The following is a 15409-nucleotide window of genomic DNA, read 5'->3' on the forward strand; positions in this document are numbered from 1 at the left end:
AGACCGATATGGATGATGCTGCGCCGCCGCACGATGCCGCCCCGCGCCGTTCGCGTATCGGTCCGTTCGTCATCACCGTGGCGCTGGTCTTCGCGATCGGCCTCGCGCTCATGTGGGTCGGGATGCGCGATGGCGAAGGCAATGGCTGGCTGGCCGATAGCAAGGCGCCGAGTGCCCAGCCCAGCGCGTCCGTCGTCACGCCGCAGCCGGCGCCGGTCGCTCCCGTCGCCATGGCACCTGCCGCTCCCACCGATGCGCTGACGCTCGCCACCCGCGAAAGCGCGCTGGCGGCGCAGCTGGCGGCGATCGAGGCGCGGGCGGCGGCGATTGGCGGCGATGTCGCGGCATCGGCGGATCGTGCCGGCCGGGCCGAGGCGATCCTGGTCGCATTCGCGGCGCGGCGGGCGATCGAGCGCGGTACGTCGCTCGGCTATCTCGAGGAGCAGTTGCGCGCGCGCTTCGGCCAGACGCAGCAGCGCGCAGTGGTAACGGTAATCCAGGCGGCGCGCGATCCGGTGACGATCGAGGCGCTGCGCCAAGCGCTCGATGCAAACAGCACGGTGCTGCTGAGCACGGGCGCAGACGGCTGGTATGAAGGGCTGGCGCGCGAGTTTCGCAGCCTCATCGTGCTGCACGACGCTAATGTCCCATCGCCGTTGCCGGCCGACCGCTTCGCCCGCGCGCAGCGGATGCTCGATGCCGGGCAGGTCGAGCTGGCGCTGGCCGAGGTCGGCCGGCTGCCGGGCGCGGCACAAGCGACGAACTGGACCGCGGCGGCGGAGCGCTACGTCGCGGCGCGGCGTGCGCTCGACACGCTGGAGACGGCGGCGATCGTGGGCACGATCCCGGTGGCGGTTGTGCCGGTTGTGCCGACCATGGCTGTGCCGGTGCTTCCGCCACCGCCGGCGGGCTGATCACCTGATCTCTGCCGTCGATCGGGTTAGGCGCGCAATCGCTCGATCAAGGCCTGCGCGCCGGCCGGCGCGCGCACCTTGGCGCCGTTGATGAAAAATACGAACGTCTCGCGCGGCGTGGTCGGTGGGGCCGCATTCTCCACATACGGTAAGCTCTCCGGTGCGCCGCCCGCTGCCCAGGTCCGGGCGGCTTCGGCCCAGCGGTCGAGCGTTGCCGGAGCGTAACCGGCGGGCTCGTCCTCCAGCGCGTCCTCCAGCCGGGCGTAGACGAAGTCGGCGGTCACGTCGGCGATCGCCGGGTGGTCCTGCGAATCGGCGAAGACGATCGCCACGCCAGCCGCGCGGCACATGGCGATGAAGGCGGGAACGGCGAAGCTTTCATGCCGAACATGGATCGCGTGGCGCAGTGCAACGCCGTCCTGCGTCGGCGGCAACAGCGCGAGGAACGCCGCAAAGTCGTCCGGATCGAACTTCTTCGTCGCCATGAACTGCCAGAGGATGGGGCCGAGCTTGTCGCCGAGCTCGACAATACCCTGACTGACGAAGCGCTGGATCGACTCGCCGCCCTCCGCCAGCACCTTTCGGTTGGTGCAGAAGCGCGAGGCCTTGAGCGCGAAGACGAACCCGTCGGGTGCAGTTTTCGCCCAGCCTTCGAACGTCGCCGGCTTGAACCCGCTATAATAGGTTCCGTTCACCTCGATCGCGGTGACGTGGCGGCTGGCATATTCGAGCTCGCGTTTGATCGGCCATTTTTCGGGATAAAAAGTGCCGCGCCAGGGCTCGTAGGTCCAACCGCCGATACCTACTCGAATCGCTGCGTTCGTCATCGGTCTGGCTTAGAAGGTCAGAGCGACGCCGCGAAGCCGTGTCGTAGATCTTCGCTTGCTGCGCCGCCGTCGAAGCTGCGGCCTACAAAGCCGATCGCTGCGCACGACGGCTGGAGCGGGCGAAGGGATTCGAACCCTCGACCCCAACCTTGGCAAGGTTGTGCTCTACCCCTGAGCTACGCCCGCTCTGGCGCCATAAGTCCCGGAAGGCTCCGGGGCTGGGTGAGGCGCGGCCCTTAGCATCGGCCTTTTAGACCCGCAAGCCCCAGTAGCATCCCCGCGGCAGGAAAGTCCGCGAGATTGACCGAAGCGGCCGTTCCCGCCTACCTCGCCTATTGAATGACCGCCCCTACCATCCTGCTCGTGGAGGACGATCCAGCGCTGCGCATGCTCACCGCGCGCGCTTTGCAGGAAAACGGCTTTTCGGTCCGTCCAGCCTCGGCCGCGCCCGAGATGTGGCTTGCGCTCGATTCGGGGCCGGTCGACCTTGTGCTGCTCGATATCATGCTGCCCGGCACCAGCGGGATCGATCTGTGCCGGTCGCTGCGGCAGAAAAGCGACGTTCCGATCATTTTCATCTCGGCGCGTTCGAGCGAAACCGATCGTGTCGTCGGCCTCGAGCTGGGCGCCGACGATTATATCGCCAAGCCGTTCGGGGTGCGTGAACTGGTGGCGCGGGTGCGCGCAGTGCTGCGCCGACCTGCGCTCGACCGTCGCTCGGGCGAGGGCGACCAGGGGATGCTGCGGTTCGAGGGGTGGACGGTCAACCTGCCGCGCCGGGAACTGACGTCGCCGACTGGCGCGACGGTGGACCTGACCGGCGCCGAGTTCGACCTGCTGGTCGTGCTTGCCGACCATGCACAGCGCGTGATCGCGCGCGAACGGCTAATCGAATTGTCGCGTACGCGGCTGGGCGACAGCTCGGATCGGTCGATCGACGTGCTCGTCAGCCGGCTGCGGCGCAAGCTGTCGAGCGTCGGGGAGCAGGCGCCGATCGTGACGGTGCGGGGTGTCGGCTACATGCTGAACGTGCCGGTGGAGCGCAGTTGAAGCGACTGCTGCCGTCGATCGGTCTGCTCGGGCAGGTCGTCGCCATTCTGCTGCTGACGATGGTGATCGAGTTTGGTGTGTCGACGCTGCTGTATGAGCGGGCGAGCGAATTTTCGGTTCGTGACGACGAAGCGCGGCGGCTGGCGGAGCATCTGGTCATCAGCCGGCGGCTGATCGAGGAGCGCAAGCCGGCCGATCGGCCAGCGATCGCCGCGCAGCTGACCACTGACCGCTACGATGTGCATTGGGACGGCATGTCCGCCATCAGCCCCGGCGTCGATTCGGCACTCGATCAGATGCGGCGGCAGATCGTCGATTGGGAGCCGACGCTGCGCAACGGCGATCTTCGGCTGCGGCTGATCTCGCCGGGGCGAAGCTCGCGGGTGAAGGGGGCGCTGCTGCTGCGCGACGGGAGCTGGTTGCACTTCCGTACGCTCGAGGCAGTGGCAAAGATCGACCTGGCGATCGAGCGGATCGTGTTCGCGCTGGTGCCGGCATTGGCGCTAATGGTGCTGGGCGGGCTTATGATCCGCCGCGCGTTGCGCCCGCTGCGCCGGCTGGCCGAAGCAGCCGATCGCGTCGGCCACGATACGGTGGGGACGGTGCCCGAAGACGGGCCCGGGGAAGTGCGCCGGCTGGTCGCGGCATTCAATCGGATGCAGGAGCGGATCGGCGCGCTGATCGGTGCGCGCACGCAAGCGCTTGCCGCAGTCGGCCACGACCTGCGCACCCCGCTCGCGCGGCTGCGATTGCGCACCGAGGCGCTGGCGGGCGCTGGAGTGGGGTCCGACACCCGTGACGCAATCGGACATGACGTGGCCGAGATGGAGGCGATGATCACGTCGCTGCTTGCGTTCCTCGGTGGCGATGCGGATCCCGAAGCGGCGACATCGATCGACCTGGCGGTGATGTGCGCGACGTTGGTCGACGATGCGATCGATCGCGGTCGCGATGCGCATTACGTGGGGCCGGATCATTTCGAGCTGCGGCTGCGGCGGCTGGCGGTGAAGCGTGCGTTGACCAACCTCGTCGAGAATGCACTGCACTACGGCACGCGCGTGTCGGTGGAGCTGGAGCCGGGCGACGGGATCGTTACGGTGCGCGTGCTCGACGACGGGCCGGGGATACCCGAGAGCGAGATGGCGCACGTGCTCGAGCCGTTCGTGCGGCTCGATCCGGCACGCGGCCGTGACACGATCGGCTTCGGGCTGGGCCTGCCGATCGTTGTCCAGGCGATCGAGGCCGAAGCTGGAACGCTTGCGCTCGCCAATTGTCCGGCGGGCGGGCTCGTGGCGACTGTGACATTGCCGATCGCGCGCGCGGCCGGGGCGGGACACAAAAGTAAACACGCAAGCGGCGCCTCAGCAAAGTCCAATCCGTAGATAGGGTGCTGTATTTCAAGGAGCAGCGCACGTGAACGAACTGATCGGCCGTGTATTCAATTTCGAGACCGAGGTGTTCGCGGATAGCCGGGCGCTTTACAACAAGCTCGCGACCGACGGTCAACAGCCCAAGGCGCTGATGATCAGCTGCGCGGATTCGCGCGTGGTTCCCGAGCAGATCATGCAGGCCAAGCCCGGCGACCTCTTCGTCTGCCGCAACGCCGGCAATATCGTCCCACCATATTCGACGCAGAACGGTGGCGTCACTTCTACTGTCGAATACGCCGTTCTCGCGCTCGGCATTCGTGACATCATCGTTTGCGGCCATTCAGATTGCGGTGCGATGAAGGGGCTTTCCGGGGATCCGGCGAAGCTGGAGACCATGCCGAACGTGGTCGCATGGTTGCGGCATGGCACTGCTGCCCGGCAGGTGGTGGACACGAGCTACACCGACATCGACGATGCCGAGCGCGTGCGTGCGATCAGCCTCGAGAATGTGGTCGTGCAGCTGGCGCACCTGCGCACACACCCATCGGTTGCGGCCGGCGTCGCGCGCGGCGAGATCGCGCTGCACGGCTGGTTCGTCGATATTCACGCCGGCCAGATGCTCGCGTTGAATGGGGATACCAATCGCTTCGAGGTGGTGCGTGGAGACACTGCGTTGCCGGTCGCGCAGCCTGCCGCCAAACGCCTTGCGGCCGACTTCGTGAAGGACGAAGTGGCCGCGTAAAGCAAGTCGGTGGCGGGCGCCCCAGCGTAGACGCTTTGGGCACTTGCCACCGACGCATGGGCGGTGGCGGCCACCAGCGTGTCCGTATTGCCACACTGCGCGCGTGAACCGACTCTCGAGCAATCTTTTGACGTAAGCCAGCAACAATATGGCCACAATGCTGCGGTAGCGTCCATCAAGTCGACCAGCCTACGACCGCTCCCTTGGGGGGAGGAGGAGCGTGGGCGGATCGAAAGCAGGAGGAGCCTCTGCCAATAGGAGGTTCCATGAAGTATCTGAAGTACATCCCGGCCGCGATGCTAGCGGCCTTCGCCCTTCCGGCTTCTGCACAGGATGCGGAGCCGCCAAAGCCGATCACCGTGTCGGGTAGCGTCGGCCTGGTTTCCGACTATCGCTTCCGCGGCGTTTCGCAGAGCGATGAAGAATTGGCCGTGCAGGGCGGTTTCACCATCGCGCATGAAAGCGGCGTCTACATCGGCACCTGGGGCTCAAACCTCGCTGGCTGGGGTACGTTCGGTGGCGCCAACATGGAGCTGGATCTCGTGGCCGGCTACAAACGGACGTTCGATGCGGTGACCGTCGACATCGGCGCTACTTGGTACATGTATCCGGGCGGCTTCGATAACACCGACTTCATCGAGCCGTACATCAAGGTTTCGGGCACCCTTGGTCCGGCGAGCCTGACCGCGGGCCTCGCCTATGCGCCGAAGCAGGAGGCGCTGGGCGCCTGGTACTTCAACGGCACATCGGCCTTCAACGGGGTCTATGACGATCCAGGCGACAAGAACGACAACCTCTATCTCTGGGTGGACGGCACGGCAGGCGTTCCTAATACGCCCATCACGCTCAAGGGGCATGTCGGCTTTTCCAAGGGCAATTCCGGCCTCGGGCCGTTCGCCACGAGCGTTGCGCCGACCGGCGAGTATATGGACTGGTTGCTCGGCGCCGATCTCGCCGTTCCCGGCACGCCGCTGACGCTGGGCGTTGCCTATGTCGATACCGACATCAACGATAACGAGGCGTTCTACCTGCAGCCGAGCTTCAGCAAGGGGCAGGACGGCGATGGGTCGATCGCGAACGGCAAGGTCGTGGTGTCATTGACCGCAGTGTTCTAAGTCTACGACGACGATCGATAGCGGGCCGGGGGGTTTGCTTCCCCCGGCCCGTCACCACATAAGGGGCTGATCTAGGTATCGGGAGCAGCCCTTGGCTACGCTGGGAATGAGTGCCGCGGAAAAGGACGCCGTCCAGGCGTTCCGCCGCGACGTGGTCGAGCCGTCGATGACGAGCCTCGTCATCATCGATTTCTGGGCGGAATGGTGCGGCCCGTGCAAGGCGCTGACGCCGCTGCTGGAAAAGGTCGCCGCCGACTATGCCGACAAGGGCGTGGTGCTGGCGAAGGTCGATACCGACAAGAACCAGTTCATCGCCGCGCAATTCCAGATCCGATCGATTCCGACCGTCTATGCGATGTTTCAGGGCCAGCTCGTTGCTGACCTAACGAGCGCGCGCACCGAGTCACAGCTGCGCACCACGATCGATCAGCTGCTGCGCCAACTGCCGATCACGGGCGAAGCGCAGTCGCAGGAGGCGGAGTTAGAGCCGCTGATCGCAATGGGCGAGGAAGTGCTGGCCGAAGGTGACGCGGTTCGGGCACTGTCGGTCTTCGATCAGCTTTTCGAAATGGCGCCGGAGCATCCCGCGGTGTTGTCGGGCCGTATTCGTTCGCTCGTCGCGGCTGGCGCACATGACGAGGCCGATGCGGCGCTCGCCGCGTTGCCCGAGGATGTCGCCAAGCGACCCGACATGGACCGCGCTCGCTCGGCGCTGGCGCTCGCGCGGTCGGCGCCTGCGGTTGATGATCTCACCCCGCTCGAGGCCGCCGTCGCGGCTGATCCCGACGATCTGCAAGCGCGCTTCGACCTCGCCAATGCGCAGATGGCAGGCGGGAACCGCGACGCTGCGGCAGACGGGTTTCTCGCGATCACCGCGAAGGATCGCGACTGGAGCGAAGGCGCGGCACGGCAGCAATTGCTGAAGCTGCTGGAAGTGGTCGGACTGGAAGATCCGTGGGTCTCGGCGCAGCGTCGCCGGCTCTCGGCGATCCTGTTCGGATGACGCGGCTGTCGATCTTCCCGCTGCCGGGCGCGTTGCTGTTCCCGGGCATGCACTTTCCGCTACACGTGTTCGAGCCACGCTATCGCGCGATGGTTTCCGACGCGATGGCACGCGATCGGCGGATCGGGATGATCCAGCCGCGCGCGATGGGGCCCAGTTCCGGCGATCGGCCGGCGCTCTACGACATTGGTTGCGTGGGGCGGATCGCCGAGATCGAAATGCTCGAAGATGGGCGATCCAATCTGGTGCTCGAAGGGCTATCCCTGTTCCGGGTTTCGCGCGAGCTGACCGTGACGACTCTGTTCCGTCAGGTTGAAGCGGAACTGCTGCCGGGACGTGGCGACGAGACGCTGTCGCTTGGCGCCCGAGCAGCGCTTGAGATGGAGGCGCGGCGGTTTGCCGAGCGTCAGGGCTATGCCGTCGATTGGGAAGCGGTGACGCGGCTCGACGACCAGAGCCTCGTCAATGGGATTGCTCAGATTGCACCGTTCGACGTTGCGGCAAAGCAGGCGTTGCTGGAGGCGGATGGAATTGCGGTTCGCGCCGATCTGATCGTGCAGCTAATGCAGTTTTTCGGCCGCCACGATGGTGAAGATCGGGTGACGCTTCAGTGAGTGACGCGCCGGCAACGATCGACCCGTGGTTGCTGGAGCGGATGGTCTGCCCGATGACGCGGACGGCGTTGATCTGGGACCCGATGGCGCGGGAACTCGTCTCGGAGGCAGCGGGGCTAGCGTATCCCGTTAAGGACGGCGTGGCGGTTCTGTTGGTGGAAGAAGCTCGGACGCTTTAAATTGCACGCAGGCAGCGTCGCACAACCGACTATCGCGCGAGCGTCGGGAACGCGGCCTTGAACGCCGCTACTTTCGGCTTGTCCCACCTGACAATATAGGGATGAGTGGGATTGCGATCGTAGAATTGCTGGTGATTTTCCTCCGCCGGGAAGAAGGCGCCACTTTCAAGGCGAGTAACGATCGGACGCGAATAGGCGCTGCTTTTGGCGAGTTGCGCGACATATGCGTTGGCGACGTCGCGCTGCGCAGCGTTCTGCGGGAAGATCGCGGAGCGATAGCTCGGGCCGGTGTCGGGGCCTTGGCGATTTAGCTGCGTGGGGTCGTGCGCGATCGAAAAATAGACGCGCAGCAGCGTTGCGTAGCTGACCTGACGCGGATCGTAGACGATGCGAACCGCCTCGGCATGGCGCGTCCGCTCGGTGGAGACCGCCGCGTAATTGGCTGTAGCACGGTCGCCGCCGGCATAGCCCGAGGTTACTGCGCGAACACCCTTCACGCGCTCGAACACCGCTTCCATGCCCCAGAAGCAACCGCCAGCCAGGATCGCAGTTTGTAGGCCAGAAGCGGCGGGCACGTCGCGGGACGCGGCAGGTATCACTACTGCGCGCTCGGCAGGAGCAGGGAAGGCGAACATCGCGGCCGTGACGGCGGCGAGTGTTGCGGGGATGATCAGGCGTCGCATCTTCATGATATGGGGTTCTGCGACGCTTCTTAAAGGATCAGCGGACCTGTCCGACGCGCGCGCCAGAGACGGGATCGGTCGTCGGATTAAGCGTGAGCAGTCCTACCGCACCGAGCACGAATCCGCCGGCGAACTGCCAGAGGAAGCTGGACTTGAGGATGCGGTTCATCGGACTTTCTCTTCGTTCGTTAATAGTACGACGCGGAGTTAGCCGCGGATGCCTGAACCGCCGCTTGAGCGGCTGTTCATCGCACAGTCCGATATAGTGAGCCGGGTGTTGCGCGGGTATGTCCAAGCGTGAAAGCGATCGTTTCCACGCTGCAACATGCGCCGACGATTAGGTCAGCGCGGCGCAGGCCTGCTGGATGCGGGTGCAGGCCTCGCGCAGGATCGCTTCGCTGGTGGCGTAGCTGATGCGCATCGCGGGCGAGAGGCCGAAGGCGACGCCCTGGACGGCAGCGACGCGCGCGTCTTCGAGGAGATAGCCGACGAACTCGCTGTCGGTCGCAATCGTCTTGCCGCCGGGCGTCGTCATGCCGATCAGGCCGGAGATCTCGGGATAGACGTAGAAAGCGCCCTCGGGAGTTGGGCAGACGATGCCCGGCGTGTCATTGAGCATTGCGACAACGACGTCACGCCGCGTCTTGAATGCGATGTTGCGTTCGGCGAGAAACGACTGGTCACCGTTCAACGCCGCGACTGCCGCAGCTTGCGCGATTGAGCAGGGATTGCTCGTCGACTGCGACTGGAGCTTCGCCATCGCCTTGATCAGCCAGGGCGCGCCGCCAGCGAAGCCGATCCGCCACCCGGTCATCGCATATGCTTTCGAGCAGCCGTTTACCGTCAGCGTGCGCTCGTAGAGCGATGGGCAGACCTGCGCGATCGTCGTGAACTGGAAGTCGTCGTAAATGATATGCTCGTACATATCGTCGGCGAAGATCCAGACGTGCGGGTGACGTTCGAGCACCTGGCCAAGCGCCTTCAGCTCTGCCGCGGAGTAGGCGGCGCCAGTCGGGTTCGACGGCGAATTCAGGATCAGCCACTTGGTGCGTGGCGTGATCGCTGCCTCGAGCATGGCGGGGGTCAGCTTGTAGCCATGCTCCGGCCCGGCCGCGACCACCACCGGGGTGCCGCCGGCGAACTGCACGACATCGGGATAGCTTACCCAATAAGGTGCAGGGACGATCACCTCGTCGCCGGCCTCGACCGTCGCGACGAGCGCGTTGAAAAGCGTGTGCTTGCCGCCGACGTTCACGCTGACCTGCGATGGCGTGTAATCGAGGCTGTTGTCGCGCTTGAACTTGGCGACGATCGCGTCCTTCAGCTCGGGCGTGCCATCGACGTTGGTGTATTTGGTCTGGCCGCGGCGGATCGCCTCGATTGCGGCTTCCTTGACGAAGTCGGGCGTGTCGAAATCGGGCTCGCCCGCGCCGAGGCCGATGACGTCGATACCGGCGCGCTTCAGCTCCTGCACCTTGGTGGTGATTGCCAGCGTCGGCGACGGGCTGATACGGTCCAGCGCGGCGGAAGTCTTCATCGTGCGGCTCCTGTGGGGCGCGGTGGCTATAGCGACGCAGGGATCGATGTCGCAACCGCAACGATTGCCGGAACGAGACCGCGCAGTGCATTCCCGACGTGCAGCCCGTGCGCAAGATCGGCGGCGGTCAGATCTTGTTCGACGGCGCGACCCTGTGCGATCAGCTCGGCGCGCAGCACGCCGGGCAGGAGGCCGCGGGCAAGCGGCGGGGTGAGCAGAAGGCCATCGCGCGCGACGAAGACGTTGGTGAAGCTGCCCTCGGTGACGAAGCCGTCGGGATCGAGGAAGATCACTTCGTCCGCGCCGCTTGCGCGGCGGGCGTCGTCGTAGAAGGCGCGGTCGCTGGTCTTGTGACGCAGGCGGAAGTCACTGGGCTCGGTGGGCAGCGGCACCAGCGCGACCCTTAACGGGCCGGAAGGGACGGTTGGCAGTGGCGCGACTTCGATCGCGATCTTGCCCGACCGCGCGGCGAGCAGGCGGATCTTTGCCGGTTTACGCAAGCGGAAGGTCGCGGCTTGGAGTTCGTTGCGCGCATCGTGCCGGTCGAACGTAAAGCCGAAGGCGGCGGCGCTGTCGCGCAGGCGGGCAAGGTGGCGCTCGACCAGCAAGATACCCTCGGCCGGGTCGAAGCGCATCGTCTCGATCAGATCGGGATCGCGCTGTCCGTGGGTAAGGAAAGCGCCTTTGGCGAGTGCCTCGTCCCATTCAGCGTCGGCGCTGCTGTCGGCGACGATCCCGCCGCCGAGACCGAGCGTCGCATGAGGGTCACTGCCGTGGATGTGGAGCGTGCGAATTGCGACGTTGAATTGTGCGTCACCGCTGGGATCAATGCGCCCGATCGAACCGGTGTAGGCTCCGCGTGCGCCGCGCTCGACATTGCCGATCACTTGCATCGCGCGGACTTTTGGAGCGCCAGTGATCGAGCCGCACGGAAATAAGGCGCCAAGGACGTCGACAGCGTCGTTACTGGGCGCAAGCGTGGCGGTGACGGTCGAGGTCATCTGGTGGACGGTGGGGTAGGGCTCGACGGCGAATAGCTCGGGCACCGCGACGCTGCCAGCGACGGCGACGCGCGACAGATCGTTACGCATCAGATCAACGATCATGAGGTTCTCGGCGCGTTGCTTCTCGTCCGCCGCGAGCCCGCGTGCGATCGCGGCGTCGCGAGCGGGGTCGGGATCACGACGCGCGGTGCCCTTCATCGGGCGGCAGGTGAGCCCGTCACCGTCGAGCCGGAAGAACAGCTCGGGCGAGAAAGACAGCAGAGTGTCGGTGCCAGTGGCGACGATTGCGCCCCAGCCAGCTCGCGCCCGTCCGCGGACGGCGGCATAAAGCGCGAGTGGATCGCCAGCGAAGGCGACGTGTGCGCGAAAGGTGAGGTTGGCCTGATAGATGTCGCCCGCCGCGATCAGATCGAGCACTGCCGTCAACATCGCGTCATATGCGCTGCGCGACACTTGCGGCGCGGGCGTGCCGACCCACGCCCCGGCAGGGTTCGGGAGCCGGGCGGGAACGTCGGCGATCTCGTCATAACCGTCGAACAGGCCGAACCAGGCGAGCGGCGTAGGCGCGGCTTCGCCAGCTCCGGCGCGCGGCTCGAACGCGAAACCTGCCTCGTAGGACATGAAGCCGGCGACGTGGTGCCCAGCGGCAACACCTGCACGCACCTGATCCAGCGCGGCAGGAACGGCGTCGATCGTCGCGGCCGCGATCACCTCGACCGGATCGTGATAGAGCCGCGCTGGGGCGCCGTCGGCCCGAGCATCGTCGAGCAGCACGAAAGGCGCATCGGGCGACATGCGCGCGCCATGCCCGCGCATCCGGCTTGCGGCAAGAGCAGGCGGCGGGCTAGCAAGTGACATGCTTCGATCAGTCACGTGCGCCGTCGCCCTCGCAATATCAGTCCCTGTCGTCGCTCAGGTCGCCAAGCCGGCGGCGATCACCGCAGATGGCGTGCCGGCGATCCCGGCTGCGCTTGCCGACACGCTGCGGCCGTATCTGGAGGCGCGCTCGGCCGCCGGTGTCGGCTGGAGTCCGGTCGATCGATCGTTGCTGATCTCGACGCGGTTCGCCAATGTCGCGCAGCTCCACACCGTCGCTACGCCGCTGGCGATGCGCCGCCAGATCACCTTCGAGGCCGATCGCATCGGCAATGCGTCCTACTCGAAGACCGGCGATGTGCTGCTGGTGCAGAAGGACATCGGTGGTGGTGAGTTCTTCCAGCTCTACACGCTGAAGGATGGCCGGCTCAACCTGATCACCGACGGTAAGAGCCGCAACGAATTCAACGCTTGGAGCCATGATGGCCGGCTCGTCGGCTATACCTCCACGCGGCGCAACGGGACGGACAGCGACCTCTATGTCGTCGATCCGCGTGACCCCAAGAGCGACCGGCTCGTCGCGCAAGTGAAGGGCGGTGGCTGGGCGATCGCCGACTTCGCACCCGATGGCCGCAGCGCGGTGGTCGGCGAGTATCTGTCGGTGCAGAAGTCGAACCTCTACATGCTCGATCTTGCGAGTGGCGCGTTGACGCCGCTGACCGATCCGAAGGCGCAGGTGTCGTGGAGCGACGCGCAATATGCTCCCGATGGCACATTGTGGGTGACGGGCGATCAGGGCTCCGACGTGCAGCGGCTCGGCACGCTCGATACCAAGACGGGCAAGTTCCGCCCTGTCACACCGCCGGGCAAGTGGGATGTCGAAGAGTTTGAGATTGCCGAGGATGGCGCGTTCATCGCCTATGTCACCAACGAGGCAGGGATCGGCAAGCTGAAGCTGCTAGATCCGAAGACCGGGCAAGCGCGTGATGTGACCGGACTCCCCCGGGGCGTGGTTGGCGGGATCAGCATCGCACCGTGGGGGGCGATCGCTGTCACCGTGACGAGCGCGGGGACGCCGGGCGACGTGTTCGTCGTGGATCCTGCGAGCCTAGCCGTGACGCGCTGGACGCAGAGCGAGACGGGAGGGCTGGATGCGACGAAGAACGTCGCGCCGGAGCTGATCACGGTAAAGAGCTTCGACGGGGAAGCCGTGACCGGCTTCCTCTACCGGCCCGATCCGGCCAAATTCTCCGGCAAGCGCCCGCTGCTGATCGACATCCACGGTGGCCCCGAGGGGCAGGTGCGGCCGAGCTATCGCGGGTCGGCGAACTATTATCTCAACGAGCTGGGCATCGCGCTGTTCTACCCCAATGTTCGCGGCTCGTCGGGCTTCGGCAAGCGCTTCGTCAGCCTCGACAATGGGCCGTTCAAGCGCGAGGATTCAGTGAAGGACATCGGTGCGTTTCTCGACCTGTTCGACAAGGATGCGGCGATCGATGCCGGCAAGGTGGGCGTGCAGGGCGGCAGCTATGGCGGCTACATGTGCTACGCCTCGGCAATCCGCTACGGCGCGCGACTGAAGGGCGCGCAATGCACCGTTGCGATCTCGAACTTCGTGACGTTCCTCGAGAATACGCAAAGCTATCGGCGTGATCTGCGGCGCGTCGAATATGGCGACGAGCGCGATGCCAAGCAGAAGGCGCAGCTGATCGCGATCTCGCCGATGACACGGGTCAACGAGATCAAGGTGCCGCTGCTGATCGTCACCGGCGCCAACGATCCGCGCGTGCCCAAGTCCGAGGCCGATCAGCTTGTCGCGGCGGTGCGGGGGAATGGCGGGACGGCGTGGCATATCGTCGCGGCGGATGAGGGCCACGGCTATGCCAAGAAGGAGAATCGCGACTATTCGGCGCTCGCGGTGCTGACCTTCTGGAAGCGCTATCTACTTGGAGAGACTGGACAATGACCGCCGAACCCGCGCTCAAAGCAATGATCGTGCCCGTCACGCCGATCGAGCAGAATTGTACGTTGGTGTGGTGTACTGCGACGATGAAGGCGGCGGTGATCGATCCTGGCGGGGATCTCGCCAAGATCCGCTCGGCGGTGGCGCAGGCGGGGGTGACGGTCGAGAAAGTCCTGCTGACTCATGGACATATCGACCATGCGGGGGAGGCCAAGCCACTCGCCGACGAGCTTGGCGTCGCCATCGAGGGCCCGCATGAGGACGACCGCTTCTGGCTGGCGCGGCTGGCCGAGGACGGGAGAAACTGGGGGATAAACGGGGTGCCGTTCGAGCCGAACAGATGGCTTGTCGACGGTGATACGGTGACCATCGGGGACTTGACGCTCGACGTGTACCACACGCCCGGACACACCGCCGGACATGTGATCTTCCATCACGCGCCATCCAATTTCGCGCAGGTCGGCGACGTATTGTTCCAGGGCTCGGTGGGGCGGACCGACCTGCCGCAGGGCGACCACCAGACGCTGGTGAATTCGATCGTGACGAAGCTGTGGCCGCTGGGCGGGGAGACGGCGTTCATCCCGGGGCATGGCAAGCCATCGACCTTCGCGCACGAGCGGCAATGGAACATGTTCGTGAGCGACGACGCGCTCGCCGGATGAGGAAGCGGGCAGGGTGACATGACCGAAGCCGAGTTCATCGCCGCGCTGCGCCGCCTGCCGCTGCATCCCGGTGCGCTGGGCCTGGCCGACGACGCGGCGCGGCTCGGCGGGTTCGTCGTGACGACCGATACGCTGGTCGAGGGCGTTCATTTCCTGCCAGACGATCCGCCCGGCGATGTCGCGTGGAAGCTGGTCGCGGTCAGCCTGTCGGATCTGGCCGGCAAAGGCGCCGAGCCCGAGGGCGTGCTGCTGAACTATCCGCTGTCGGGCGATGCCTGGGACCGGGCGTTCGTGGCCGGGCTCGACGCGTGCCTTGCGGCGCTGGACTGCCGGTTGCTGGGCGGAGACACGGTTTCGCTGCCGGCGGGGGCGCCGCGTGTGCTGACCGTCACCGCGTTCGGTGCTGACGCGGTCGCGCCGCCGCGCTCGGGCGCAAAGGCGGGCGATGCCTTGTGGGTGACGGGCACGATCGGCGATGCGGGCGCGGGGCTTGCGATCGCACAGGGTGCGGATGGCCCCGATGCGTTGCGCGCCGCCTATCGCCGCCCGCGCCCGCGGATAGCCGAGGGGCGCATCCTGGCGCCCCGGGCCCATGCGATGATGGACGTATCGGACGGGTTGCTGATCGACGCCTGGCGCATGGCAGCGGCGAGCGGGCTGGAAGTGACGATCGCGCTCGACGCCGTGCCGCTGTCCGCCGCCTATCGCGCCTTTGCCGGTGACGATCCGCTGCCCGCGGCGACTGCCGGCGACGATTACCAGCTGCTGTGCGCGCTGGCGCCCGACCAGCATGCGAGCGGGCACGCAGCGCGCATCGGCAGCTTCGCGCCGGGCCATGGCCTCGTCCTCACCCGCAACGGTAACCCCGTGGCTTTGCCGGAAAAACTCGGTTTCGAGCACCGCGCCTAAGGCGCTTGCGCTTGGTACGGG

Annotated in this window: 16 protein-coding genes and 1 tRNA gene; 11 read left to right on the plus strand and 6 right to left on the minus strand. The window is 66.0% G+C overall.

Annotated elements, in window-relative coordinates:
• The first annotated feature begins 8 nt into the window (after nt 1–8).
• Nucleotides 9–914, plus strand: coding sequence for a hypothetical protein (locus tag LLW23_RS10060; RefSeq protein ID WP_228945154.1), 906 nt, complete (start codon nt 9–11; stop codon nt 912–914).
• Nucleotides 915–940: 26 nt separating this feature from the next.
• On the opposite strand, the gene LLW23_RS10065 is transcribed toward LLW23_RS10060, so the two are convergent.
• Together LLW23_RS10065 and LLW23_RS10070 are read right to left on the minus strand one after the other, a co-directional pair.
• On the minus strand, nt 941–1741 hold the full coding sequence (locus LLW23_RS10065) for a DUF72 domain-containing protein (protein WP_228945157.1): 801 nt from the start codon (nt 1739–1741) through the stop codon (nt 941–943).
• Nucleotides 1742–1852: 111 nt separating this feature from the next.
• Nucleotides 1853–1927: transfer RNA gene (locus tag LLW23_RS10070), tRNA-Gly, on the minus strand.
• Nucleotides 1928–2080: 153 nt separating this feature from the next.
• On the opposite strand from LLW23_RS10070, the gene LLW23_RS10075 reads away from it, so the two are divergent.
• From LLW23_RS10075 to LLW23_RS10105, 7 genes are all read left to right on the plus strand, one after another.
• Nucleotides 2081–2791 carry a response regulator transcription factor gene (locus LLW23_RS10075; RefSeq protein ID WP_228945159.1) on the plus strand — a complete coding sequence of 237 codons (711 nt, stop codon included), beginning with the start codon at nt 2081–2083 and terminating at the stop codon, nt 2789–2791.
• Nucleotides 2788–4173 (plus strand): ATP-binding protein, encoded by a 1386-nt coding sequence (locus LLW23_RS10080; protein ID WP_228945161.1) that lies wholly within the window; start codon nt 2788–2790, stop codon nt 4171–4173. The genes LLW23_RS10075 and LLW23_RS10080 overlap by 4 nt, the downstream gene beginning before the upstream one ends.
• A 31-nt stretch (nt 4174–4204) precedes the next feature.
• A complete protein-coding gene (locus tag LLW23_RS10085; protein WP_228945162.1) occupies nt 4205–4903 on the plus strand; it encodes a carbonic anhydrase in 699 nt (232 codons plus the stop codon).
• A 266-nt stretch (nt 4904–5169) separates the two neighbouring features.
• On the plus strand, nt 5170–6018 hold the full coding sequence (locus LLW23_RS10090; protein WP_228945164.1) for a TorF family putative porin: 849 nt from the start codon (nt 5170–5172) through the stop codon (nt 6016–6018).
• Nucleotides 6019–6124: 106 nt separating this feature from the next.
• On the plus strand, nt 6125–7021 hold the full coding sequence (locus LLW23_RS10095; protein ID WP_228948531.1) for a tetratricopeptide repeat protein: 897 nt from the start codon (nt 6125–6127) through the stop codon (nt 7019–7021).
• Nucleotides 7018–7635 carry an LON peptidase substrate-binding domain-containing protein gene (locus tag LLW23_RS10100; protein WP_228945166.1) on the plus strand — a complete coding sequence of 206 codons (618 nt, stop codon included), beginning with the start codon at nt 7018–7020 and terminating at the stop codon, nt 7633–7635. The genes LLW23_RS10095 and LLW23_RS10100 overlap by 4 nt, the downstream gene beginning before the upstream one ends.
• A 41-nt stretch (nt 7636–7676) precedes the next feature.
• Nucleotides 7677–7814, plus strand: coding sequence for a Trm112 family protein (locus LLW23_RS10105; protein ID WP_228948532.1), 138 nt, complete (start codon nt 7677–7679; stop codon nt 7812–7814).
• A 29-nt stretch (nt 7815–7843) separates the two neighbouring features.
• Here LLW23_RS10105 and msrA read toward each other — a convergent pair whose 3' ends face one another.
• The 4 genes from msrA to pabB form a co-directional block, all read right to left on the minus strand.
• A complete protein-coding gene (msrA, locus tag LLW23_RS10110) occupies nt 7844–8497 on the minus strand; it encodes a peptide-methionine (S)-S-oxide reductase MsrA (RefSeq protein ID WP_408642041.1) in 654 nt (217 codons plus the stop codon).
• A 37-nt stretch (nt 8498–8534) separates the two neighbouring features.
• Nucleotides 8535–8666, minus strand: a complete 132-nt coding sequence (locus LLW23_RS17530; protein WP_270049229.1) for a hypothetical protein — start codon at nt 8664–8666, stop codon at nt 8535–8537.
• A gap of 168 nt (nt 8667–8834) precedes the next feature.
• Nucleotides 8835–10034 (minus strand): pyridoxal phosphate-dependent aminotransferase, encoded by a 1200-nt coding sequence (locus tag LLW23_RS10115; RefSeq protein ID WP_228945168.1) that lies wholly within the window; start codon nt 10032–10034, stop codon nt 8835–8837.
• Nucleotides 10035–10060: 26 nt separating this feature from the next.
• Complete coding sequence (gene pabB / locus LLW23_RS10120) at nt 10061–11833, minus strand: aminodeoxychorismate synthase component I (protein ID WP_228948534.1); 1773 nt, start codon at nt 11831–11833, stop codon at nt 10061–10063.
• Between the two features lie 61 nt (nt 11834–11894).
• On the opposite strand from pabB, the gene LLW23_RS10125 reads away from it, so the two are divergent.
• Genes LLW23_RS10125 through thiL form a run of 3 tightly spaced genes read left to right on the plus strand, consistent with a single transcriptional unit; the run spans nt 11895 to nt 15388 of the window.
• On the plus strand, nt 11895–13820 hold the full coding sequence (locus LLW23_RS10125; protein WP_228945170.1) for a S9 family peptidase: 1926 nt from the start codon (nt 11895–11897) through the stop codon (nt 13818–13820).
• Nucleotides 13817–14479: an MBL fold metallo-hydrolase gene (locus tag LLW23_RS10130; RefSeq protein ID WP_228945173.1), complete on the plus strand. Its 663-nt coding sequence runs from the start codon at nt 13817–13819 to the stop codon at nt 14477–14479. Before LLW23_RS10125 ends, LLW23_RS10130 begins: the two co-directional genes overlap by 4 nt.
• 18 nt (nt 14480–14497) lie before the next feature.
• Entirely contained in the window at nt 14498–15388 is an 891-nt protein-coding gene (gene thiL, locus LLW23_RS10135) for a thiamine-phosphate kinase (RefSeq protein ID WP_228945175.1), read from the plus strand.
• Nucleotides 15389–15409 lie beyond the last annotated feature (21 nt).

Source organism: Sphingomonas radiodurans, from assembly GCF_020866845.1.
In the GTDB taxonomy this organism is placed as follows: Bacteria; Pseudomonadota; Alphaproteobacteria; order Sphingomonadales; family Sphingomonadaceae; genus Sphingomonas; species Sphingomonas radiodurans.